The 23,852-nt window shown below is 56.8% G+C and carries 23 protein-coding genes; 10 read left to right on the forward strand and 13 right to left on the reverse strand.

What is annotated here, in order from left to right; all coding sequences use genetic code 11:
* Positions 1–47: 47 nt before the first annotated feature.
* The 9 genes from ACHZCX_RS06490 to ACHZCX_RS06530 all read right to left on the reverse strand — a co-directional run bounded on the left by ACHZCX_RS06490 (position 48) and on the right by ACHZCX_RS06530 (position 8,463).
* Positions 48–653 carry an NAD(P)H-dependent oxidoreductase gene (locus ACHZCX_RS06490; protein WP_319586427.1) on the reverse strand — a complete coding sequence of 202 codons (606 nt, stop codon included), beginning with the start codon at positions 651–653 and terminating at the stop codon, positions 48–50.
* 18 nt (positions 654–671) lie between these two features.
* Complete coding sequence (locus ACHZCX_RS06495; RefSeq protein WP_319586428.1) at positions 672–1,226, reverse strand: cysteine hydrolase family protein; 555 nt, start codon at positions 1,224–1,226, stop codon at positions 672–674.
* Between the two features lie 161 nt (positions 1,227–1,387).
* Positions 1,388–2,362 (reverse strand): alpha/beta hydrolase, encoded by a 975-nt coding sequence (locus ACHZCX_RS06500; protein ID WP_319586429.1) that lies wholly within the window; start codon positions 2,360–2,362, stop codon positions 1,388–1,390.
* A gap of 126 nt (positions 2,363–2,488) precedes the next feature.
* The gene (locus ACHZCX_RS06505; protein WP_319586430.1) at positions 2,489–3,001 is read right to left on the reverse strand and encodes a lysozyme; all 513 of its coding nucleotides are present in this window, start codon (positions 2,999–3,001) and stop codon (positions 2,489–2,491) included.
* A 279-nt stretch (positions 3,002–3,280) separates the two neighbouring features.
* On the reverse strand, positions 3,281–3,907 hold the full coding sequence (locus ACHZCX_RS06510; protein ID WP_319586431.1) for an MliC family protein: 627 nt from the start codon (positions 3,905–3,907) through the stop codon (positions 3,281–3,283).
* A 418-nt stretch (positions 3,908–4,325) separates the two neighbouring features.
* Positions 4,326–4,982 carry an OmpW family outer membrane protein gene (locus ACHZCX_RS06515; RefSeq protein ID WP_319586432.1) on the reverse strand — a complete coding sequence of 219 codons (657 nt, stop codon included), beginning with the start codon at positions 4,980–4,982 and terminating at the stop codon, positions 4,326–4,328.
* 459 nt (positions 4,983–5,441) lie between these two features.
* Complete coding sequence (locus tag ACHZCX_RS06520) at positions 5,442–6,440, reverse strand: hypothetical protein (protein WP_319586433.1); 999 nt, start codon at positions 6,438–6,440, stop codon at positions 5,442–5,444.
* 41 nt (positions 6,441–6,481) lie between these two features.
* A complete protein-coding gene (locus tag ACHZCX_RS06525) occupies positions 6,482–7,711 on the reverse strand; it encodes a CaiB/BaiF CoA-transferase family protein (protein ID WP_319586434.1) in 1,230 nt (409 codons plus the stop codon).
* 86 nt (positions 7,712–7,797) lie between these two features.
* Entirely contained in the window at positions 7,798–8,463 is a 666-nt protein-coding gene (locus ACHZCX_RS06530) for a transposase (RefSeq protein WP_319586435.1), read from the reverse strand.
* A 266-nt stretch (positions 8,464–8,729) separates the two neighbouring features.
* On the opposite strand from ACHZCX_RS06530, the gene ACHZCX_RS06535 reads away from it, so the two are divergent.
* The 5 genes from ACHZCX_RS06535 to ACHZCX_RS06555 all read left to right on the forward strand — a co-directional run bounded on the left by ACHZCX_RS06535 (position 8,730) and on the right by ACHZCX_RS06555 (position 13,416).
* Complete coding sequence (locus tag ACHZCX_RS06535; protein WP_319586436.1) at positions 8,730–8,906, forward strand: hypothetical protein; 177 nt, start codon at positions 8,730–8,732, stop codon at positions 8,904–8,906.
* 120 nt (positions 8,907–9,026) lie between these two features.
* A complete protein-coding gene (locus tag ACHZCX_RS06540; RefSeq protein ID WP_319586437.1) occupies positions 9,027–9,833 on the forward strand; it encodes a class III extradiol ring-cleavage dioxygenase in 807 nt (268 codons plus the stop codon).
* Between the two features lie 291 nt (positions 9,834–10,124).
* Positions 10,125–11,264, forward strand: a complete 1,140-nt coding sequence (locus ACHZCX_RS06545; RefSeq protein ID WP_319586438.1) for a hypothetical protein — start codon at positions 10,125–10,127, stop codon at positions 11,262–11,264.
* Complete coding sequence (locus tag ACHZCX_RS06550) at positions 11,261–12,181, forward strand: hypothetical protein (RefSeq protein WP_319586439.1); 921 nt, start codon at positions 11,261–11,263, stop codon at positions 12,179–12,181. Before ACHZCX_RS06545 ends, ACHZCX_RS06550 begins: the two co-directional genes overlap by 4 nt.
* Positions 12,178–13,416 (forward strand): hypothetical protein, encoded by a 1,239-nt coding sequence (locus ACHZCX_RS06555; RefSeq protein WP_319586440.1) that lies wholly within the window; start codon positions 12,178–12,180, stop codon positions 13,414–13,416. Before ACHZCX_RS06550 ends, ACHZCX_RS06555 begins: the two co-directional genes overlap by 4 nt.
* 139 nt (positions 13,417–13,555) lie before the next feature.
* Here the strand turns inward: ACHZCX_RS06555 and ACHZCX_RS06560 are convergent, their stop codons facing one another.
* Both ACHZCX_RS06560 and ACHZCX_RS06565 read right to left on the reverse strand, forming a co-directional pair.
* Positions 13,556–15,487: a diguanylate cyclase domain-containing protein gene (locus tag ACHZCX_RS06560; protein ID WP_319586441.1), complete on the reverse strand. Its 1,932-nt coding sequence runs from the start codon at positions 15,485–15,487 to the stop codon at positions 13,556–13,558.
* The gene (locus tag ACHZCX_RS06565; RefSeq protein ID WP_319586442.1) at positions 15,438–16,250 is read right to left on the reverse strand and encodes an ABC transporter substrate-binding protein; all 813 of its coding nucleotides are present in this window, start codon (positions 16,248–16,250) and stop codon (positions 15,438–15,440) included. The genes ACHZCX_RS06560 and ACHZCX_RS06565 overlap by 50 nt, the downstream gene beginning before the upstream one ends.
* Before the next feature lie 649 nt (positions 16,251–16,899).
* Between ACHZCX_RS06565 and extKL the strand changes: the two genes are divergently transcribed.
* The 3 genes from extKL to ACHZCX_RS06580 all read left to right on the forward strand — a co-directional run bounded on the left by extKL (position 16,900) and on the right by ACHZCX_RS06580 (position 20,235).
* Positions 16,900–18,123 carry a multiheme c-type cytochrome (seleno)protein ExtKL gene (gene extKL, locus ACHZCX_RS06570; RefSeq protein ID WP_319586443.1) on the forward strand — a complete coding sequence of 408 codons (1,224 nt, stop codon included), beginning with the start codon at positions 16,900–16,902 and terminating at the stop codon, positions 18,121–18,123.
* Between the two features lie 178 nt (positions 18,124–18,301).
* Positions 18,302–19,465: a carboxylate--amine ligase gene (locus tag ACHZCX_RS06575; RefSeq protein WP_319586444.1), complete on the forward strand. Its 1,164-nt coding sequence runs from the start codon at positions 18,302–18,304 to the stop codon at positions 19,463–19,465.
* 11 nt (positions 19,466–19,476) lie between these two features.
* Positions 19,477–20,235 (forward strand): alpha/beta hydrolase-fold protein, encoded by a 759-nt coding sequence (locus tag ACHZCX_RS06580; protein ID WP_319586445.1) that lies wholly within the window; start codon positions 19,477–19,479, stop codon positions 20,233–20,235.
* Positions 20,236–20,600: 365 nt separating this feature from the next.
* Here the strand turns inward: ACHZCX_RS06580 and ACHZCX_RS06585 are convergent, their stop codons facing one another.
* Positions 20,601–21,080, reverse strand: a complete 480-nt coding sequence (locus ACHZCX_RS06585) for a septal ring lytic transglycosylase RlpA family protein (protein WP_319586446.1) — start codon at positions 21,078–21,080, stop codon at positions 20,601–20,603.
* A gap of 457 nt (positions 21,081–21,537) precedes the next feature.
* A complete protein-coding gene (tnpA, locus tag ACHZCX_RS06590; protein WP_319585594.1) occupies positions 21,538–21,969 on the reverse strand; it encodes an IS200/IS605 family transposase in 432 nt (143 codons plus the stop codon).
* Positions 21,970–22,213: 244 nt separating this feature from the next.
* Between tnpA and ACHZCX_RS06595 the strand changes: the two genes are divergently transcribed.
* Together ACHZCX_RS06595 and ACHZCX_RS06600 are read left to right on the forward strand one after the other, a co-directional pair.
* Positions 22,214–23,047 (forward strand): hypothetical protein, encoded by an 834-nt coding sequence (locus ACHZCX_RS06595; RefSeq protein WP_319586447.1) that lies wholly within the window; start codon positions 22,214–22,216, stop codon positions 23,045–23,047.
* A 116-nt stretch (positions 23,048–23,163) separates the two neighbouring features.
* A complete protein-coding gene (locus tag ACHZCX_RS06600; protein WP_319586448.1) occupies positions 23,164–23,742 on the forward strand; it encodes a tetratricopeptide repeat protein in 579 nt (192 codons plus the stop codon).
* The last annotated feature ends 110 nt before the right edge of the window (positions 23,743–23,852 follow it).

Raw genomic sequence — 23,852 nt, forward strand, 5'->3', positions numbered from 1 at the left:
CTGTTTACCTGCATTCTCCGAGGGAGCAGCGGAGCTAATCACCACTTTTACGCTCCGTCTTCAGGGGGAAAATATGCGCTGACACAGGCCGCCACCTCGTGCAGCCATTCGGCCCGCTTCTGCTCAGTGCTGGTCACCACCACCCCGAACATCCGCCGGGCAAACCGCTTCACGCCACAGAGATCGAAAATGCAGTTTTTCCAGATGGTCTCCAAGGGGTCGCCGAACACCGTCCGTTCCCGAACCGCTTCCGTGTTTGAAGTGTTGAAAACCAAGGCAGCGCGGGCATTGAGCAAACCCACAGGCACTCCTTCGCCGGAATCTCCGGCCACGAATCCGTAGGCGACACCCGGCCGGATGACCCGATCCACCCAGCCTTTCAAGATGGCCGGCGGCATGCCCCACCAGTTTGGATGGATGATAATGATGCCATCGGCTTGCGTGATTTCCGCACAGTGGCCGGCAATCATCGGCGGCAAAGAGGCTCCCTTGGGTATCTCCTCGCCAGGGAGCAGAGGATCGAACCCTTCCTGGTAGAGATCGTGCATCACAACCGTATGCCCGCTGGCCGTCAATCGCTCCACTGCTGCCCGGGCTATGGCGTGATTGAAACTCCCCTCCTGCGGATGGGCCAGAATCACTGAAATCTTCATCGTCCTTTGCTCCTGCTCTCAGGATACCAGCGCGGCACAGACGGTATCCACGGACAGCACCTGGGCAAAGGGGCCGTCGAGGGCAGCCAGATAGGCCGCCTGCACCTGCGGAGCGGGAACTGCCACCCCGCCAAAAGTAAGATCCCTAGTTGCGCAGGCATCATGCGCCAACTGGCAGTGAAAGCCAAGGTCCGCCGCCGCCCGCGTAGTGGTGTCGATGCACATATGGGTCATCATGCCCGCTATCACCAGTTGGGAGATCTGTTGCCGCTGGAGATATTCAAGCAGTGCTGTTCCCCGAAAACTGTTGGGGAAATGCTTGACCATAACCGGCTCCCCTGCCTGCGGCGCCACGTTGGCGTGAATGGCCACCCCCAGCGTATCCGGCAGAAAAAAGGTTGCCCCTTCCCGGGTGGCGATGTGCTGGATATGAATGACCGGCAAGAATTTCTGACGAAAGACCTGCAACAGTTTCCCGGCCTTGAGGCCAGCCTCCCGGCTTCCGGCCAATTCCATGGCCCCGCCGGGAAAATAATCGTTTTGGATGTCGACCAGCAACAGTGCTTGGTTCATGGATGCTCTCCCAGAAAGGGTTAACCGTGTGTCCGGATGGGTCTTCTTTACCTCGGGTATGATCGTGCAACAACCGGTTCGAAGGGGTGTTCGGGGTGCCCGGCACCCGGACGCTGCCGTCTGGATGCCGGAATGAGGCGGGAAGGCAAGCGGCAGGGAGTCTATTCTCGCAGAATGGTGGCGCGGCGCTCCGCGTCCTCGGGGAAGACCCGGCCGGTGCGCAGGCACTCGAAAATATGGTCAAAGACCACACCGGGTTCGCCATGTCTCCGGCCGCTGCGAAAATAGGAGTGCCCCTTGGGGTTATCGTAGGCGTTGTTGACGTCGTCACAGTCGACGATATACACATTATTCGGGGTCAATTCCATATTTTCCGGGCCGCTGTGGCCAAGACGGCGGGAAGCGATCTTGTTCTTCAGGTTGGCCGCCTTGCTGCTGCGCAAAGCCAGATCGTCTGAGGCGTAGTACACCACCACGTTGCGCGAGGCGTCGCAGATGAGTTGCCCCTTTTCGTGGCGGTGAATGGACTCGTTTTCGATGTCTGCGGCCACCAGGAAGGTGTTGCGGAAGATCATGGGCACGCCGTCGGCGAGGTCGTATTTATCCCAGGAAACCAGGGTTTCGCGCAGCACCCTGTTGCCCATGGAATGGGCGAGGACGTTGATTCGCTTGAGACAGGGATCGGATTCGGGATCGTTAAGATCGGATTCACGCCACTCGAGGAAGCGGCACAGGGCACGGGCAAAGGAAGAAGCACTGCTGTCCGCCGCCTTCTGATCATCCCAGTAATCCTTAACAATACCCAGATCGTTATCGCAGGGCCAGATCACGGGGATGACCAACACCTCTTTATCCGATTTTCCGTTGCACAACTGCTGGAATTCAGTAGCCCCATTGAACACATCAGCAGGCAGATTAGAATACCCGTGAATATAGAGCAGCAGTTGCCGATAGGAAGATTGCTTGAGCTCCGACATAAATTTGAGGCCGCCGACCTCGGTGGTGGTGCCGTCCTCCTCCCGTCGGCAAAAAAACACCGAGTTACTAGGAGCATTGTTGCGCAGATCAAAATCAAAAACCCGTCCGGCTCTGGACTGAATGGACTGCTTGGGAAATCGGTTGGTGATAAACAGCATGGCTCGCTCCTTGTGATGGGGGAAAAGATTACCCGTTACAGGGGGAAGTGTGCCTTTCGGGTTCTTTCTCCTCGATGCAACAGGGCACTGTTTTTGGTATTCCGGCGAAAGTTCACTTCCGCCTTTTCAAGCCTCCGCAGATTGCCACAATCGCACCTCAGCCTCGCGGCGGCGCTTCAATCCTGCCAATTCCCTGCCACCGGCCTTGGTCCAGCGCAGAAACTGGGCGGGTGCCTGGTCAAGGGCCCCTTGATTGACCAGCTTGAGTAGGGTTGATCGCTCCAGGGCGCCGACCCCGACATTGTAGGCAAAGCTGACCAGGGCGCAAAATTTGGCGTCGCTGACCACTACTTTGAGCAGTTTCTCGACCCCTGCTGCAAACCGGCGAATATCGTCGGTCAGCAGCACCTCGGCTTCGGCCTTGGTGATGCCGCCTGGGTAGACGGAACGGGCCTCTTGTTTGCTCTCCGCCCCTTTGATCTGCTTGCCGCGCGGGTCAAGCACCACATGCCCCCAGCCGATGGTCCAATACCCGGCTGGGCAGAGATAAGGGTCTAGATTGACTGTTGCAGGATCGCCGTCCAGGATGCCCTCGAACGACTTAATCAACTCCACTGCCAGGCTGAGATCTCGTGTCATTGCGCTCACCATGAAGAGTGAATTTTTCTTGCCCTACCCTGGACAACAGGGTGAGAGGTGCCGCCTGCACAGTTTTGTGCATAAGGCTGAGCATATCGTGTAACTATCCGCTTCTGCAAAAGAAAAAGCAATCCAGGAAAAATGGAGATAAAATGGGTGAGAAAAATATCCAAAAAATGACTCGCCCGTGGGGAGACAGAGAGGGCGAAGGATCAGGCTGGAGGTACGCAGGGTGGTGTGAGGGGAGGTCCAGGAAGTTTCCTCCTCATTTGCCCTGCCCTATTCTGATGGGAGAGGGGTGACACAGCGCATTTCCGGCGCGCCGTAGCCCCAGGTGATGAGAGCTTCGCCGTGGTGTTCCCACAACGATTCGTTACGGCCCTGATATCTGGCGCCGCTGGCGCTCTGCTGCTGGACCATCAGGGATACCTGGTCGCCGCGCTCGGCAATCAGGGTGGGTGGATTGGTCTGAAAAAAAGTGGCAACCACCTCGCTCTGCGGATGGTCGCCACAGAGATAGATTACCGGGCCGATGTGGGCCACCAAGCGATACCGGGCTTGCAGCTCGATTATCCGCTGAACGTAGCTGTCGGCAACGCAGCGTCGCCGGTCATCGCTCTTCCAGCAGTCGTTGCGGCCCTTGATCCAGCCACGCTGCCCGGACTTAAGCACGGGAGAGTGCTCGTTGACCGCTTTTTCGGCTGCTTGCCCATAGACCGAAGCCAGTTTGCGGTCGAGTTCGATCAGCTCCCGGTCCGCGCAGATCATCACCTCAATGCTTCTGGTCGCCACCTTGGTGCAATCAAAGGAAGGTCCAGCGGCAAAGGCGCCCGCGTCCACTCCCCCGTACAGTAGCAGCCAAAAGACGGACAAACAAAGCCAACACGAACGAGAGCGAATGGTCATGGGAAACTCCTTCTTATGCTGCTCACCTTGCCGCAACGGATTGCCCCATGCCGAAAAACACTGCAGGCTGGCAACAGACAATCGGGCAGGGGGGCGGCCGGAAAAGGAGATGTGCAGGGCGCCCAGAGGTTCCTTGTCCCCCCTTCAAGGGAAAAATGGAGCCTATTGCAAAATGAACGTCTGCGCACCATTTCGACCAACGGGAGACATCTCTTGTTTCAAAACACGATATGTCTCGCTACCGCTCGAAATGACGACAAAACACATCTCCCCTGTTTTTTTGATAAACAGAACAAATCAATGATCTTGTCATTGTTCAAAAGGTTTAACAGAGAAGGGGAAGGACAGCGGACAGAACAGGCAAAAACCGCAAAGGGCCTTGCCTGTCCTGTTTCGGATTTTCAGCAACGCGGATGGGTTAGAATCGATACCCGATACCGACGCCAAACAGCCAGGGGTCAACGTCAACATTCGTGCTGACGGTTGTACCGAGTGCATGCACGGTTACGTCAACATCAACCCAAACCTTCTTCACATCGACATTCACGCACCAGTTCTTGGTGAAAAAATAATCAAATCCGGCCTGCAGGGCGAGGCCAACCTGACCGTCATCGTAATCAACAGCAGTCGCGACAGGGCCCGAGTCTTCATTAGGAATGAGCACATAACTGAAGCCGGCACCGACGTAAGGGCGGAACGCATTCTTGGGCATGAAATGATACTGCAGGGTCAGGGTCGGCGGCAGTAAATCAAGGGAACCAAGATCGATATTGCCGACCGCCGTGTTCTCTGCGGTGACATCATGCCGCGCATAGGTCAGCGTCAACTCGGCGGCGATATTTTCGGTGAAGAAATAGGAGATATCCAGATCAAGAGTGACGGCGCTATCCACACTGGCTTCACCACCAATGGTTGTGATCTGACTGCTGCTGTCATCCGGGATTATTCCCAATGCCCGCAACCGTACCATCCAAGGGCTGTCACCTGCTGCATAGCATGGACTTGCAGCCGCTTGCACCATGAGACAACAGCCTGTCAACAACCCCACATTCAGCATTTTTCGCATCATCCGCATAATTCCCTCCAGTAAGAATGAGTGATGTTCCAAGAAAGGTCTCCCGAAGGATCGGGATCATTTTCTCAGCCTGCTAAGAAATGAATGGTCTGAATAGACGCAGTGTATAGCTGATCGAGATGCTGGTACGGTTGAGATTCCTGTATGAAAAAAGCAAGTCGGAACGAATTATTTTATCCCCCTAACTCAGCGACCTACAAAAGTCAACACGTTTGTCAATATGCACAATTCGCCCAATCATCATAAAACAGGAAGTCAAGATCAAAAGAAACAGGGGGGCCCATGAGGACACTTTCCGGGTTACCGGGGTGGGGTTAGCCTTTGATGCGAGGTGCGGGGAGCAGTTTGTAGCCTGGATGCAACGCAGTGGAATCTGGGGTACTGGGGCATCGACCCCCGAATTCCGCCGCCCCCCCTGGGGAGGGAAGGGGGGATGCAACCGTTCATGGTGCCTTGGCCTCATTGCCCCGACCCGATGTGCATCTCCAGGGACACGGTCGAACCGGGGCGGCATCCCGGCGAAGTTTTGCTCACATCCCGTTTGATCCGCACGATCGAGCGGCGCATCCACTGCTTGAACTCATCGCGTTTGACCGTTTCCCTGAGCAGATCGCCGCAGCCGGTTTTAATGGTGACCGGCCCCTGGGAAGAGCCGAATTCGATATCCGGGCCGTCGATTCTGATGGTCACGGCACGACCGTCGCTGGTCGCGCTGACCACGCCATCGAATCTGCCGGGATATTCCTCGCCATCGGCAATCTGCCAGAGATCGATCTGGTGCCACTGGGTGCAGACGGGAGGCGAGCCGGTATACTTGGCGCAGCCCCGGCCGCTGAAGGGGCCCGCAAAGATTTCGGCGGACAGGGTCTGAATCGCATAGTCCTCCCTGGCGGAATAACGACCAGCTGCATGATCGTAATAGCGGGTGACGATGAGATTGCCGACAAAGGTCTCCTGGATGGTGTAGGAAAGCTCCTGCTTGACCTTGCCGTAAAAGGTCGAGGAGGAGCCACCCTCGATCAGAAGCACTCCTTCGACGGGTATGGCGTGGGGCACAGGGACTTCCTTTCCGCCCGCTTCGGTGCGGGAGGCAGTGGACTTGTCGCCGAGCTGCCTTCCCTTTTGGTTGATCGCGTCCCGGCGGCGTTGACTTTCCTCTTCCGGAGTTCCCAGCTGTTGCATTGTTGCTTGCAGCAGCGCTTTCCAGGCCTCGGCTGCAGTACCCGGCTTCCCTGTTTTTGGCTTCATGCAGTGTTCGGTGTATTGCTCGGAGACGCGGTCGAGTTTAGCCCGCTCCCTGGCGGCAGCCTCCTTGTTCGGTGCCTTCTTGATCGCCGCCTTCAACCCCTCCATGTGCTTCTGCATCGACTCGCAGGAGAAGGGTGAAGCGGCATGGGCAGATGCCGCCATGAGCGCGAAGAGAACAACCGAGAGCAAAAAACGACCCATAAAAATCATGGATTACCCCTTCGGTTGTTGGACGTGGCTTGTGGTCCTAATCACGGCTTCCGGCAGGGTTGCACCGCTATGGCCCCGGTGGCCGCCAGAGCGGCGATCTCCGCTTCCGACAGCCCGGTCAGCTGAAGGATGTCAGCCGCCCCTTCGCCCACCATGGGCGGCTGCAAACGGAGGTCAAAGGTCCGTCCGTCAAGGCGTAGCGGCAGCTTGGGCAGCTTGACCCGCTTGCCCGAAGGCGTTTCGGTTTCGGCCAGGCCGCCCGACTCGTTCATGTGGGGGTCGTCCCAGAGGTCGACCGGCTGGTTGACCGGGGCAAAGGGAACGCCCGCTTTCTCGGCCAGTGCCATCAGCTCGCTCTTGCTTAATTTCTGCAGCCGGTGCTGCAACTCGGGAGAAAACCAGGAACGCGCCTCGAGTCGCCCCTGGTTGGTGGCCAGCTTCGGATCATCGGCCCAATCGGTGAAGCCGAAAGTGGCGCAGAGTCGACGCCAGTGGCGGTCAGAGGTGATGCCGATGAACACCTGCTGGCCGTCTTTGGTGGCAAAAAGTTCATAGACCGACCAGGTACGACCGCGTTCGGGCATGGGCGGCGGCACCTGCCCAGAGACGGCGGCCCCGGCCATATGCTGCCCCATGAGAAAGGCCACGGATTCGAACAGGGAGGCCTGCACCACCTGTCCCTGGCCGGTCTGCTGGCGCTGGAGGAGAGCGGCAAGGATGCCGATGACCCCGAAGCCGCCGCTGAGGATGTCGGTGACCGAGGCCCCGGCCCGCATGGGTTTGCCGCTGGTGCCGGTCATGTAGGCAAGTCCGCCCATCATCTGCACAACCTCATCCAAGGCTGGCCGGTGAGCATAAGGGCCGGGCATGAATCCCTTGAGCGAGCAAAAAATCAGGCGTGGATTGCGCTCTCGGCAGATGGCGGCGCCGATCCCCAGGCGATCGACAGTGCCGGGTCCGAAATTCTCGACCAGGACATCAACATTTTCCACCAACTTGAGAAACAGTTCCCGGCCCTGGTCGCGCTTGAGGTTGATCGCCAAACTCTTTTTATTGCGGTTGAAACAGGTGAAAAAACCAGCGCCAAAGCCCTGCAGCCAACGGGTATCATCGCCCTTGCCCGGCCGCTCAACTTTGTAGACCTCGGCCCCGAGATCGGCCAGGATCAGGCCGCAGGCAGGTCCCATGATGTTGTGCCCCAGTTCCAGCACCCGGATCCCGGCCAGGGGCAAAGGATTGTGTGCCAAATGTTCGCTCTGCTCGTCTGCCATGGTTTCACCGTTTTCGGCCGATTTGTGTGGAATATGAGGAAGGAAGAGGCAACGCAACGGGTGAAAAGAGTGCCGCCGCAGTTTCTTTACTCTTCTTGATCCTGTTTCTTCGGGCCAGGCTTTTGTGGACGCAGCCTCCGCCCCAGTTGCTGTTCCAATTGGGCAAGGAAGGGCTCCTCCCCCAGCGGGCGGCCAGTGCGTTCATGCCGGTGGAGCAGGTCGAGTTCCTCCTCCGATGACAGGGCAAGAAAGGGGTGCCAGTTGCCCACCAGCGCGAGCAACGGCGCCGCGTTGACCAGACCGTCCGCCTCGCCGTGCAGATGGGTGCGGGCACTGCTCCACCGGTACTCGCCCGGTTGTACGGCCAGACCTGCGGCCACCGGATTCATCTCGATGTACCGCGCGGCGGCAAGCAGGTGCCGGTCATCCAGGGGAAAGGAGGCGAACCGCTCCTGCCAGAGATGGCCACGCCAGTTCTCGCGATTGTTGATGTGCAAAGTGTAACGGCGATGGGCCTCGCCGATGGCCCGTGCGAGCCCGACCTCGGTGTGCGGCACAGCAACCAGATGAACATGGTTGGGCATCAGGCACCAGGCCCAGATCTCCACCTTGTACTTGCCGCACCACTGGGCCATGAGTTTGATGTAGGTAGAATAATCCTCATCACAGAAAAAAGTCTGCTGCCGACGATTGCCCCGCTGGGTAACATGATGCGGCACCCCCGGAGCGATGATACGTGCGATTCTGGCCATGCAATCATTATAGCGGCGGTCGGCAAAAAGTCATCGATAAATATACTGTCCCCGAAACAGTTACTGTCCCCGAAACAGTTCGTTTTCCAATTGACATTACTTATCATGGATGTCCCCGAAGCAGTTCTTTTCTGATCGCATTGACTCCGGCCACGCTTGTTCTTACTCATTATTATTACCCCAGCGGTGGCAGCAAGACCGTTTTCCCGGCCGACATCAAAACCATGGCAGTTCTGCCGCCGACTATCCACAACGGTAAATGAAGATTGCACGGCACCGGCAAACTCACCACCTGGTTTCAGCGGGCCACTCATCGCCCCTCCCGCGACCGGATTTCCCTCATGGTGCTGAAAAGCCAGCGGATCGAAATCAGCTTCACCGTGGAAGACGGGGCAAGGGTTGAGGCGTTGTTCAAGACTCTGGGACTCCTGCACCTGGTATAGGGCCAGTCACTTCCACCACCTTCTTAACCCAACGGTAGATATTGCCGCGAGAGGTCGCCCAGAGGCCCCGCTTGGCTGACACTCACAATTGTCACACTTCCAAGGAGTGCAAACGAAAAAATGGCCATCTCAACAACACCCGCGCCGGTGCTCTACATTCCCCATGGGGGCGGCCCCTTGCCGCTGCTGGGCGATCCGGCGCACCAAAAACTGGTGGAATTTTTACAGAACATCCCCAGTTCACTGGGGACACCTACAGCCATAGTCTTGATCAGTGCCCATTGGGAGGAACAGCAGCCGACGATCACCGGCAGCGACCATCCCGCATTACTCTACGATTACTCTGGATTCCCGCCTGAATCCTACCGGATAGGCTATCCGGCGCCCGGCGCTCCGGCACTGGCAAGGCGGATCCAGACCCTATTGGCGGCCAGTGGTCTCCAACCGCGCTTAGATGAGCGCCGGGGCTTTGACCACGGCCTCTTTGTACCGCTGAAAATCATGTATCCCAAAGCAGAGATTCCCTGTCTCCAGGTCTCGCTGCTCGCCAGCCTTGACCCCGAGGCCCATATTGCCCTGGGCAAGGCTCTGGCCCCTCTGCGCCAGGAGAATGTCCTGATCATCGGCTCGGGTTTTTCCTTCCACAATCTCAGGGCTTTTTTCGCCAGCCCTCCCGGCACACCCGACCAACGAAACGAGGCGTTCAACCACTGGCTGATCGACACCTGCACGGCAGAGACCCTTTCCCCTAACGAACGCGAGCGACGCCTGACGGGTTGGGAACAAGCGCCGCATGCCCGTTACTGCCACCCCAGAGAGGAACACCTCTTGCCCCTGCATGTTTGTTACGGCTTGGCGCAGACACCGGCCCGGCTGGTTTTCAACGAAGAGGTGATCGGCAAAAAGGCGTGCGCTCTTCTCTGGTAACGGAGGCTAAAGGGTGGCCAGATGCTAGAGCGGGAAAAATTTCGCTGTACCGAGCCTCTCTTTGCCGCCGTCACTCCTTCGAGCCGCCTGATCGCACCGAGGCAAAAAAAGGGCTCTTCCTTTTCTCTTTTTCAAGTTATCCATCCCGGATCTCCCCGAAACCGCTCTTGCTTTGATAGCAGGCGCCCCCTATACTGACTGCAGTATCAGGCCGGAAGCATCCCTCGACTTGCAGCCTTGCTAAACAGCAGGACACAAGAACAAACCTCTACCCTTCCAAGGAGGTCTCGTTTGAACATTTTCTTTTCATGCACCCACTGCAACAAGCATATATCATCCGCCCTGCTGACGGCGGTCCTCCTCGGCGGCGCTTTTGCCACGGGCCATGCTGAACCGCCGAGCGCCTATCTGCACCAACTGCCCGAGGTGCCGGGAAACGGCTGCTTTGTCGATGGCCAGGGAGATCCTGCTTTCATTAAAAAAATCAACGAGGTGGCGGACAGACTGAACGCAGAGATGGCGGAGCGGAAAAAAATCTTGCAAGAGGCGCAGAGTAAAAACAGCAAGGCCCTGCAGGAAGCGATGATGAACCAGCCGGGTTCCGAAGGCGTCGACGGTGAAACCCTGAAAAAAATGTCCCGAGAGGAAAAGCGAAAAAAGGCCGAGCAATTGATGGAACAGCAATTCGGCGTCTCCATGGACGAGTTGAAAAACCTGAAGAAGACCAACCGGGAAGGCCAGGAAGGTTGGGGCAAGGCGATGATGGGGCAGATGCAGGCCGAAGCGGCGATGGATCCGGAGAAGGCCGCCAAAACCCAGCAGGGTAATATGAAGACCGCGGAACTGGCGCAAAAGCAGGCCAATCTGGCCCTGAAGATTCAGGCGGCGATCAGCAAGTGGGAACAAAAGATGAAAACCGCCGAGCAGGAACCCGGCACGGATCAATTGCGGGCGGAGATCGAGAAACAAATGGACCAGCTAGGGATCGAAGGCAAAGAGGAACTAAAGAAGAACCTTCCCCATGAAGACCCCGAGAGCAAGCGGCTGCGGGCCGCCATCAAGGCAGAAGAAGACAAACTGAAAGCCATGATGGACGGCACCTCCTCCTGTACGGCACTCGATTTCCAACGAAATAGAATTTATACAGCCAAAGAAGCCTATTGCACCAACCTGTCTCCCTCCTTTTTGGAAGCCTTGAACGGTTACCGCACAGCCATCGTCACCTCCCTGCCCGACGCGGAGGAGATGGAAAAAACCCAGATGGAAATCCAGAAGGTGCAGTTCGGCGTGGACGTGCCGCCCGAACAGGCCGACATGGCCGGGCTCGGCCTGGTTCGGGATTATATCAACAAGCTTAGATTGGCCTACAAATACGATCTGACTTCGGGGCCGTTCAGGTCCGATCCCTGCGACGGTGCCCTGGGCCGATGAATCGGAAACAAGGGGCGAAGCCCCTGCACACCGGTCTCTGGCTCTTGCTGCTGATGGCCCTGTTGACGGGATGGGCGTATAGTGCCGATCCACCCGTCGACCCGGCAACGATCCGGGCCGAGATGATGAAGATCCGCCGCTCCACCAACTGGAACGACCCCAAGGCGGTCAAGGAGGCCAATGAACGAGTCCGGCAACTGACGGCTCAGTTAGAATCCATGAGGCTCAAGCAGGAGGCGGTTAAGGCCGGTGCCACCGAGAAGACCGCATCCGAAGCAGTCGAAGAATCGGCACTCAACCGGGCAACCGGGCTGGAGCATGTCGAGCAGTCGGCCGCCAAGGGTAGAGGCACTGGCATCGATCTTTCCGAAGAGGTGCGGGACAAAATCGTCCAAGAATACGAGGAAGACCGCAATCCGACGATCAAAAATCCGGCGGTCCTTGAGGAATTGACATTGCTGATCATTGATTTTTCCCTGCCGCAAACTCCGCAGCTCATCGATCAGATCGACCAATTCAAGGCCGTCCGCACCTTGATCCTGAAAGGGACCGAGGCCAGCCAGCCCGTTGACCTAGAAATCATCTTTGAAAAAGCAAGAAAACTGCCGCTGCGGGAGCTGCACATCATCAATTTTCGCAGGGGCCTGACCAACATTCCGGAATCACTGGCAACCTTTTCCGGCCTAACCAAGCTCAGCCTGTTCAACAATAATTTCAACCACCTTCCTGCGGCCCTTGGTCAACTAAACAACCTGACGATCCTTTATCTGGACGCCAATCCGTTCGCTTCCATCCTGCCAGCCATCGGAGGACTGCAGGGTCTCAAGGAGCTGGGAATCGCCAAAACCGGGATCAGTGCCGCCGAGGTGGCGGCAATCAAAAAAACGCTTCCAGACTGCCAGGTGGTGAGCCAATGAACCGCATCCTCCTCGCCCTCATCCTTACCCTGGCGCTGCCCCTCGGCCATGCCTGGGGATATGTTAAGCCGAGAATTCTGATCACCACCTCCGTTGCCCAAGCAATGGATGGATACAAGGAGATCGAGATGATCAGTGATTATTTGGCAGATACGATTCAGGGCGGGATTCTCAAGGCCTTTCCCTGCGCCTCCCCGGCGACGGAAAAGGACATCAAATTGATGCTTGATTGGGAACGGCGAAAATCCTTGCTTGGTTATTACACCGACAAGGATACCTTCCATGCAGGTCACCAGATAGGACAAGAGGCCTTGGACAAAGAATCGGCAACTATCCGGGAGAACTTGGATGGCTACAAAGATTACCGCTATTTTATCATGCTGAAAATCACGGGCAAGGGACAGTCAACAGAAATGACCGTTCTGTGCATGGACCGGCTGACCAACAAGACGGCAATAACCCTGCACCGGACCGCAGGTACGGGCGATGCTGCCGCTGGTCCTATCGGAGAGATGGCCGATGAACTGGTTAAAAAGATGGCCTATCTGGAGATCTGCCCCTACACGGGTCCGGTGACGGTCACCGTCTCCTCGGTCAAGAAAAATGACGACACCACCCACTATCCGGTGTTCTGCAACAATTCCGATGGGGTATTCCACCAGAACAGCCGGGAGGAAACATCCACCACCCAGGATTGGCGGCTCAAACGGATCGGCAAACCCGACACCACCGGCGAGATGACCGCCACCATCCACGAATTTCGCGAGAACCGGGAAGAAAACGGTTGCTATAGCTGCGCCTCAGGCCGAAAAGGAGGCCGGAGCAGCACAAAGACCACCACCCTCGACGCGGAGGTCAATGGGCTTTCCAACCGAAGCCGGATGATGGGAGAACCGGAAAACCATGATGCCACAATCCAGCTTATTTTTAACGAAAACGGCACCTACATGGTCAGCATAGACGGTACCTCGCTCGCCTCCAACTACAGAGGCAAGGTGCGAGAGAAGGCCGAGGGCACCTGCGACCTGGTCAACACGAACGTCGACTTGACGGAAGAGCAGATCAACACCTTAATCCGCTACAACCGCGCTCTTCCTCTCAACGGCAAATGGGGCCCCTTTCCGGGCACTCCCTTTGACAAACAGCTCAGTGGAAAAAAAGAAATTCTGTTGAACGATACGGCAACCAAGGAGGAATCGAAAATCGGCATCGATTTCGACCTCCAGCGGAACTAACCCCCCTTTGTACACGCATTCTTGCCGCGTAGAAGGAGTGACTTTTTTGGGCCCCCAGTTCAGCAGACAGGTCGTTTGTTGATCTCACTTCAAACCAGCATTTCCGGGGCCGAAGATTTGAAGCGGCAGAAAAACCTTGTCACACTTGGTACAGCTCAAACCGGTTGCCCCCTTGCGCCTTGGCCCGGTACATGGCCCGGTCGGCACACTGCATCAGCCCTTCCGCATCGGTGGCGTGTTCAGGGCACAGGGCAATACCGATACTGGCAGAGACGTTGACTTGGTGCTGATCGATCAGAAAGGGCTGCTCCACAGCCAGGCGAATCTTCTCGGCAACCGTCGTCGCCGCCCGGTCATTCATGATAACGGGGAGTAGGACGACAAATTCATCCCCGCCAAGCCGTGCCAAGGTGTCGGTGGCGCGCCCCTCCCCCAGCAACCTGGCGGCCAGCGCCTGCAACAGGCGGTCCCCCACGGTATGACCCAGCGTGTCGTTGACCGGCTTAAACTTGTCGAGATCAAAATAAAGCAATGCCAGTTGCCCGCCTTCACGGCGCGCCTGGTGAAGCCCCTGGCCCAGACGATCAAGCAACAGCGCCCGATTAGGCAGACCGGTCAATAAATCGTGGTGCGCCAAGTGAGAGATGCGATCAGCCTCGGCGCAATATTCGGTGATGTCGGAGAACCCCGTCACCAGGTACAAACCATGACCGGCATCATCCCGCACCTGGTTGATGGACTGCCAGGCGACAAATATTTCACCGGTTTTTCGCCGGTTACGCACCTCCCCCTCCCAGCGCCCTCGGGTTACCAGTGACTGCTGCACTGCTTGATAGAATGCCTCACTATGATACCCGCTGGCCAGCATGGAAAAATCCCCGCCCACAGCCTCCTCGGCATCATAACCAGTAATGCGGGTAAAGGCTGGATTGACCGCGACAATCCGCTGCTCCGAATCGGTGACCACCACCGCTTCCAATACGGTTTCAAACACAGTGGCGGCGAGCCGTTCGTATTCACGCCGCCGAACAGCCTCCTGAGCTGCAGCCATCCGCCGTTCCCGCCGATACAGAACCGTGGCCAGATACAACAGGCCCGCAAGTGCCAGTCCGACCAGCAGCACCAGCCGCCCGCTCTCCTGCCGCCAATTGGCCAGAGCCTGATCCCGGTCCAAGTGCGTGACCACCAGTAAGGGAAACTGCCGGGAAACGCGAAAAGCGGTCAAAGCTTCCCCCTGCCCGTTTCCCCCGCCTTGGAAACTGCCGATCTCGGATTCCAACAACATCTGGGCAAGCATCCTGTCGGGATGGAGATTGCCCGGAGCAGAAGATTCTCCGCTGGTCAGCAAAACGACCCGATCAAAGCGTAAAATTTCGACAAACCCATCCAAGGCCGCCAACCACTGGCTAAAATAGTTGATAAAATAATCTGAATTGAGCGCAACCGCCAATTGCACATCGCGGTCCCGGTATTCCCCCCGGCAGAGAACCGGAACAAAACCAAGGCCGCTGACAGGATGTAACTGCTCGGCCACTGCAGGCGCGCCTTCATCAAAATCACGTCCGGTCCAGGGATGGCCGATACGCAATTGCGGATGGACGGAGGGGTTGACAGAAGGGAAATACTCGCCGATATCCAACAGCTGGCCCACATTCCCGGAGTTGGAACTGGCAACGATCCGGCCCGTGGCGTCGATCATCGACAGGGAACGGAGAAAGGGGGCTTGCCGAAGGGTCCGTCGAAACAACTCGTCAACAATCTCCGGGGCCGTTTCGGCCGAACCGGCAGCAATATAATCAGCGAGCCGCTGCACGGTCTCGAGGGTGCCGGTCAGATGACTCTCGAAGGCACGGGTGTGGAAGGAACTGCGGTTGAGCGCCTCGACAATCGCGGTGTTTTTCTGTCGCTGGATGATATAGGCCGTGCCGGAACCGGCAGCCAGGATGGCCAGGATAACCAGGGAGAGAAAGACGATGTCGGCGCTCAGGGCGCGGCGCAGAGTCACGTACGGGGCCGTGGTATCAGTCGAACTTGGCGATGATTTCGAGCCGGTGCCGTCTAGCCGTCTCAAGCAACCGGCCATCTTGCTTGATTGCACCAATAAAACGCTCGACCCGCTCATGCCACCGGTCATCGCCTGGCACCATGGCATAGGCGTAAGAGGTCAGATGGTAGGTGGCCGGCGGGGCCACCAATCGTGCCCAGTCGGAGTTGGCCAGCATCCGCTGACTGTAGGGATAATCGGTCATGAAGACATCGGCGCGTCCCGACTCCACCTCCTGTTCGCGGGCAAAAGGGGTATCGAGCACCACCAGTCGCGCCTGGCGCAGCCGCTCGCGCATCAACGGCTCGTGGAAGGTTCCCTTGGCCACCGCCACCACCACGCCCGGCTGGTCGATATCCGCCCATCCCTGAACACGCCGGTTGCTCCGGGTGGTCACGGCATAGACATCGCTTTGCAGGTGGGGTTGCGTAAAACGGAGTTTTTCCGCGCGGGCGGGGGTAATGCCGATGGCAAACATGGCGATGTCGCAACGGTCGCTGGTGACATCTTCAATCAGCCGGGCAAAGGAGGTGTCAACAAATTCAACCCGCACCTCCGGGCCAAGGTCACGTGCGAGTTCCTGCGCCAGATCAATATCAATGCCGGCAAGTTGCAGGGTCTTCGGATTACGGTAGCTGATGCCATAATAATCGGGCCAGATACAGACCCGCAGCTGCTTGGTTTGCAGCACCCGCGCCAGTCGGTCCGGGGATGGGATGGGTTCGGCGGAAAGAACAGGGGTCGTTCCCAGCAAGATCAAGAGCAAGAGAAACAATGGCCGCAGTCTCATTCTGTCTCCTTTTTGATGCGCGGGGCCTATGGGTTGCAGTGGGAACGCTTTCCGGCAAGGCAAAAATCCGCCTCTTCATGCGCGAAAAGCGAACGTAAATGATTGTAAAAGATTGGCGCAAGCATGTCAATTCTTCTCACAAACACTGCATGTTGCACTGTGTGCCTGTTGACCGGAACAGTGTTCGACCGCCGTCTGCTGCACCGGGCCGAAACAAATTCCGCAACTCAGGAAAGGCTTTTCACAAGGGTAAGACAAAGCTATTGACCGGCTGCATGACGGTTTGTAATACTGGCTGCATTGGACCGGTCCTTGGGGCCACCGGGGTATATTCGTGACAGTGCTTGATCGACTCATCCAGCGAGCAGACTTGAGTCATTCACGGGGACCTGGAACACAAGCAACCCCAAGACTTGCAGTTGCAGCTTCTTTTTCTCCATCGCGCAGCCACCGGCCCGAAAACAACCATTGCCCTTTCCCCCAGCATCCATCCAGGCCCGGCAGGGGGGGACAATTCCACACCTCAGCCAAGAGAATCTTCGAGCCTCTGCACAACCAAACCGCAGCGTGCCCAAGGCCCGCTGTCACCTGCGAGAACGATCCTTAACCGGGGTCATCCCCAGACAACACCCATCGAAAGGAGGAATCCATGAAACTGATTCGGGTAGTCGTCGCAGCACTGCTGTTGGCTATCATCCCTAGCGTTTCGCCGGGGAAGGAAGCGCAAACCCTTGACGAACTGGTGCAACAGTACGATGCATTGAGTTGCAAGGGGTGCCATCCTGAAATCTTTGCCCAGTGGGAGCAATCGCTCCATGCCAAGCCGATGCTCGGCCCTATCGGCAGGACGCTGGCCACCTTCCAGGGCTATGTCAATTCACGGGACACCGAACTCAAAAAATCGCGCGAGGTCGCCCCCGGTACCAGAGAGTTTCTCAAACCCTGCGTCGAGTGCCACCTGCCGCAGATGATGGATGCCTCCGAAGGCGTGGCCAACGAGATCGCCAAGGCCATCGTCGACGGCAACGAAGAGGTCCTCGGTAAACTTCAGATCACCTGCATCGTCTGCCATAACCGCAACGCCATCATCCGCAAGTTCCGCGACGGCAAACCCCAGCCCAACGTGATTTACGGGCCCAAATTCGCGGGTCCCCATGGTGACAAAAAATTCACGACTGCCGCCAAAAGCGAGTTGCTGGCCGATACGGTTTTTTGCGCCCAGTGCCACCAAGGACCGAATGTTCAGCATTATGACGAACCCATGTGGTGCACCTCGACCTTCGACAGCCACCAGCAATTTTACGTGCCCATGGGTGGAACCGAATCCTGTCAGCAATGTCACATGAAAAAAGAGGGCGGTCACCGCTTTCCACCCAACTATCAGGATCCCGCCCAGACCTCCAAGCGGTTGCAGGAGTGGATCGACCTCAATATCACCGCGATCGGCTATCGTATGAAACCAAACGCCAAGGAATTGATCCCCATGGTAGTCATCAACAGCGAAGTAGTGAGCCGGATCGGCCATCGCTTTCCCGATGGCTGCCCGTCGCCCAACCGGGTCACCCTCGACATCAAGGTCACAACCAAGGACGGCAAGGAAATTTTCCAAGACACCAAAATTTACATGCCGCAGCACAAGCTGGGGTATGACGAAAACACGATGGTGTACGCGGCCAACCGCAAGCTGACACTCATGCGCGACACCAGCTTGCAACCCTTTGTTCCGAAAAAGGAAACCATTGAGGTGAAACTCCCGGACGGCGTCCAGGAGGCAGTGGTCGAAGCGGTCCTCACTTTCCGGCAACTGCCGGGAGTGCCGGAGGCTGAATTCCCCATTCACAAGGTGACGAAGGAAGTCAGCCTCAAACGATAATCTTCCCCCCGCACGAACAAAGCCCCGGCTAACTATCGCCGGGGCTTTGCCTCACCGTCATTATCCCCATTGCCCGGCGGCTCTTCCCAAGGTATCATAAATCCATAAGCAGACCTGTACCGGTCAACTTTTTCCCTGCTCCCTTCGGTTGACCAAACGTATTGCAAGGAGCTTGCCGATGAACTGTGTCTTTCTCTCACCCCATTTTCCACCCCAGTACCACCGTTTCTGCGGGCAGCTCAAACAGGTCGGGGCCAATGTCCTCGGCATTGCCGACGCGCCCTATGATGCCCTGCCGGTCGAAGTCCGCGCCGCTCTGACCGAGTATTACCGGGTGGAGCGGATGGACGACTATGGTGCACTGGTGCAGGCCTGCGGCTACTTCACCCACCGGTACGGCAAGATCGACCGCATCGACAGCCTCAACGAATACTGGCTGGGCATTGAGGCCCGTTTGCGCGACGATTTCAATGTCTTTGGGGTCAGGGCGTGCGACATCGGCATGATCCGCAGCAAGTCGGAGATGAAGAAGACCTTCAGAGAAGCGCGGGTGCAGGTTGCTGCCGGCCGAGTCGTTCACAACCTGAACGAGGCACGGACGCTGATCGAAGAAACCGGTTATCCCGTTGTCGCCAAACCCGACGTGGGCGTCGGCGCCCTGGATACCTTCCGCCTTGATTCGGACGCGGACCTGGTGCGCTTTTTTGAACACAAGCGGCCGGTGGAGTATATCGTTGAGGCCTTCATCCAAGGTACGATCACCTCCTTCGATGGCCTCTGTGACGCTGCCGGCACACCGGTTTTCCGCACCGCTCACGTCTTTAGCCAGGGCATCATGGAGACGGTCAACGAGGCCCGGCATATCGCCTACTATTCGCTGCGCGATATTCCACCGGCCCTGGAGGCCGCCGGTCTCCGTTGCCTGGAAGCATTCCGGGTGCGGGAACGGTTCTTCCACATCGAATTCTTCCATACCGGCGACGACAGTTTCACCGCCCTGGAGGTGAACATGCGGCCACCGGGCGGCTTCACCACCGACATGTTCAATTACGCCTGCGACATCGATATTTACAAAATTTGGGCGGAGCTGCTGGTACACGGACAGACAGATGTTGCTTTCGAGCGCAAGTACCACTGCTGCTACGCCAGCCGCAAGAACAACCTGGATTACATCCATAGCCACGATGAAATCCTGACCCGCTACGGCGGACAGATGTGCCAGGTCGACCGTGTGCCCGGAGTGTTCGCCAGTGCCTTGGGCGACATGGGGTATATCTTTCGCACCGCTGATTTCGAGCGCTTGCACGAAATCATCCGCTTTATCCATCAGACCCGCGTTTAGGAGGTCCAGCCATGCAGATCGAAGAACATCAATGGTTCAGCCCCAACCTGCACAGAGACATGGCGTTCAAGGTCTACGGCCACTGGGGAGTGCCGATCCTGGTCTTTCCCTGCTCTCTGGGCCGCTACTATGACTACGAGGGCATGGGCATGATCGACGCTATCACCGAATTCATCGATGGCGGCAAGATCAAGCTTTACTGTATCGATAGCGTCGACGCCGAATCCTGGTACCACTTTTCGATCACCCCGGCCGAGCGCAACGCCCGCCACGAAGCCTACGACCGTTATATTGTCCGAGAAGTCATCCCCTTTATCCGCACGCATTGCAAACAGCCGGACATTCGGGTAATGGCCAACGGTTGCAGCATGGGGGCTTACCACGCGGTCAACGCCTTCCTCAAGCATCCCGACCTCTTTGCCGGCACCATAGCCCTCAGCGGCCTCTATCGCCTCGACCGCACCGAATTCGGCCTGAGCACAAAGGATATCCCGGCGGTCTACTTCAACTCGCCGCTCCACTACCTGGCTGCTTTGGACAATCAGTGGTTTATCGACTGGTACCGCCAAAGCGACATTGTTGTTTGCGCCGGACAGGGCGCCTGGGAGACGGAAGCGCTCGAGGACACCCGCGAGCTGGCGGACACCTTGCGGGAAAAACGAATTCCGGCCTGGGTTGATATCTGGGGCGAGGATGTGAGCCATGACTGGCCCTGGTGGTACCAGCAAATGAACTATTTTCTGGACAATCTGTATTCGAGGGAGAACTGAACCCCCCTTTTTGACCGAGCAATGGATCAGATGATGGCTTGGCGGGGCCGGCTTCTTTTCTCAGCCAATGAATTCAGCAGGTAGTGGATCAACACCAAATGATGTGCTCGCTCAAGAGACGATAAAGGGGCGGAGGGTGTTCGGGGAGGGCAGGAAGCCAGGATGCTGGTCGGGTGGACGAGTTTCCAAATGAATTAAGGGGGCAGACTGTTGGAGTGTAAAGTGTCCGGAACCGGTTCCGGACCTTGACCAATGGGGTTCCCTTAGTGCTTAGGCAACACCATCTTGAGCGGTGCGCTGCAAATCACTGGGCGGGGAGGTATATTCTAAAAAAAAATGCAAACCGGGACCTAACGCCTGTTCTTTCAAGATTTTTTAGCCGACGACTCACTGACGACTTCCAACTTGACGAGCGCAATCCCTTTCTTTCCCATCCCGACCTTCTCAGCGGCAGCAGTCGACAGGTCGATCACACGTCGAGCGTGGAACGGCCCGCGGTCGTTGATGCACACTTCGATCGACTTGCTGTTCCGGATGTTGGTAACCCGTACTTTCGTGCCCAGCGGAAGTGACCGATGCGCAGCTGTCAGTTGGCGCTGGCAAAACTTTTGCCCACTTGCTGTTTTCCGGCCGATAAATTTGTCAGAATAAACAGCGGCCAGACCGTTCATCGACTTGGTGGACTTGGTGGCTTTCGCAGCAACGGGCGACTCGGCTGTCGGGGCAGCGGCGAACGAAGATGTTGGCTCCGTAGCCGGTGCAGCGGCGGTTGACGATTGCACGATGGAAAAATCGATTATCGCCAAGCCGATCATCATAATCAGAACAAGCTTGGTGGTTTGCATAGTGATTTTGTATCAGGTAGAAGTCATATTGATGTTGTTATTCAACAATTAAAAAAACACATGTCCACATATATTGCAATATAAAACTGTCTCATTGTTTTCCCTGACAAAGAGAGGCTTCTGAAATAACAAGGAAATATTTCTATTCTGCACACGAGTAACTGGCATCTCTTTTCCGGACGTTTGCCGACGGAAAAGAGATGCGACGAGGTCGACCGACTCGTTGGAAAAGCAAGGTGGTCAAGACTGAGAGGCCCGATGGACTTGCCTCTTGTCGTTGCCTGCACAAATCATCTACTATCCCCATATTTTCCCATCTCTGGGAAAACGGGCATGCTCCCGATACGATCCAGAATTTCCCAGTCAGTGACCACCGGCAAAGCCGGTGGCTTGAAAGATTGTGAACCGCTCAAAGCGGTATGTTTAACAGATACTCTGACCACCATTCGGTGGTCGACTATCTGAATAGTTGCAGTTGCTCGACACGATGGTCTTCTTGTTCTTGCTCGCGGATGTAAGCCCGCACAACCTCTTCATCGGCACCGACAGTTGAAACAAAATAGCCCCGTGCCCAAAAACTCATGCCGCTATAGTTCTTCCGTTGGCCAAGGTAGGTCCGCGCTATATGGATCGCGCTTTTTCCTTTCATATACCCAACCATCTGCGATACCGCATATTTCGGCGGTATCGAAATCAGCATGTGCACATGATCGGATTGCAAATGCCCTTCCAACACCCGGCTCTCCTTCTGCCGGGCAAGGTCATGGAACACATCTCCAAGATTCTTGCGAAGTTGACCGTAAAGCATCTTCCGACGGCATTTCGGTATCCACACTACATGGAACTTGCAATCCCATTTCGTGTGGCTTAAACATTGTAAGTTGTTCATGAAGCCTCCTTTCTCGTGACTTTGAGCGGTCCACGTGAGAGGAGGCTTCTTTATTATGCCGGAACCGTCAAACTTTTGTTGTCCCCCGGCAAAGCCGGGGGTTTACCTAACGGAAATTATGCCAACCTGCAAACGACCATGATCCTCCCTCCATTTTGCCGGACGCTACCTCCTTGGGGTGCAAAGTCCGCTTGGCCGGTAAACGACAGGCTGCACCACTTATAATTTTAGCAGAACTCTTTCAATGGAACTCAAACGTCTCCTGATTGCCCGCTTTCCCGAGATCGTCCCCACCCGACTACCAAGCGGTTTCGACCGGGTCGGCGATATCGCCGTGGTCGGCATCACACCGGAATTAGCATCGTTGGAACGAGAAATCGGCGCGTGCATCCTCGCCCTGCACCACACAATCCGGGTGGTAGCGAAGCGCGACGGCGAGTATGGAGGCGAATACCGCACTCTGCCGCTGCGGGTCATTTCCGGTGAAGAGCGCCTGACCACGGTGCATCGGGAAAACAGCGTCACCCTTCATCTCGATCTGGCCCAAGTCTATTTTTCAGTCCGTTCGGCCCATGAGCGAGCACGGATTGCCGCCTTGGTCCAACCGGGAGAACGGGTGGCGGTCCTCTGCTCGGGCGTCGGGCCCTTTCCCTTGATCATCGGACGCCACAGTCGACCGCGCGAGGTGATCGGCATTGAAAAGAACCCCGTTGCCCATCAATATGCCCAGCACAACCTCAGGGCCAATCGAAGCATTAACAATGTCTGTTTTCTTGAAGGCGATGCCAGGGGAGTGCTCCCCAACCTCAACCGGCAGTTTGACCGCATTCTTATCGTTCTGCCCCACGGTGGAGAAAATCTGCTTCCCTGTGCCCTGGATGCACTGCGGCCGGGGGGCACACTGCATTTCTACGACATGCAGGCCAAGGGTTGCAGCAGCACTACCCAGGACAAAGTAGAGGCCGCCTGCCGAGAAAAGGGCCGCAGCATGGAACCCGTTCAAGTCACCATCTGCGGTCACTGCGGGCCCACCGTGCATCGTGTCTGCCTGGACGCGGTGATCGATGCCACGGAGTGAGAGCCTCGCGGCCCCCTCTTCCTTCGCTTTCGTTGCGGTTCCCGGTTGCCTGTGCTATCTTAACCGAACCTTACACCATCCGGCATGATGCCTCCTTCCTTCCTCAGGTGAACAGAGTGGACCCCAAGGGTTATATTAAAAAAGAAAGATTTTATCTCTACGTGGCCGCGGCCCTCATCATCGGCTTTCTTGGCGGGACGATTTTTGCTGCTTACCGCTTACCCCATGTCAGCGAACAATCCGCAACACCGCAACACCAAGAAGCTGCCGATACTCTTGCCGCCCTGGAAAAGGCGGCCCAGGATAAACCAAATGACGGTCAGGCCTGGGTGGAACTCGGCCACGCCTATTTCGACACCGGTCAGGCCAAGCAGGCCATCGACGCCTACAATAAAGCCCTGGCATTGTTGCCCGGCGACCTCAACGTGATGACCGATTTGGGCGTCATGTACCACCAGGACAGCCAGCACCAGAAGGCTATCGACCTGTTTGATCAAGTGCTCAAGCTCAACCTCAAGCATGAGCAGGCCCGGTTCAACAAAGGCGTGGTCCTGCTCACCGGATTAAATGACCGCAAGGGCGCCTTAGCCGAATGGAAGATACTTATTCAGTATCATCCCATGGCGGCGGCACCATCGGGCAAGATGGTGAGCGACCTGATCGATCAGTTGGAAAAGGAAGCGACCAAACCGTAGGGGAGCAGCCTGGGAACTTCCCCAAGATGGATATCGACGACATTGATCAAAGGCATCGCCGCAATTGACGGAAAACGGCCGGTTTCCCGCTTGACAGCCCCTTGTAACCC

Origin of the sequence: uncultured Desulfobulbus sp. (assembly GCF_963662935.2) — a bacterium.
In the GTDB taxonomy this organism is placed as follows: Bacteria; Desulfobacterota; Desulfobulbia; order Desulfobulbales; family Desulfobulbaceae; genus Desulfobulbus.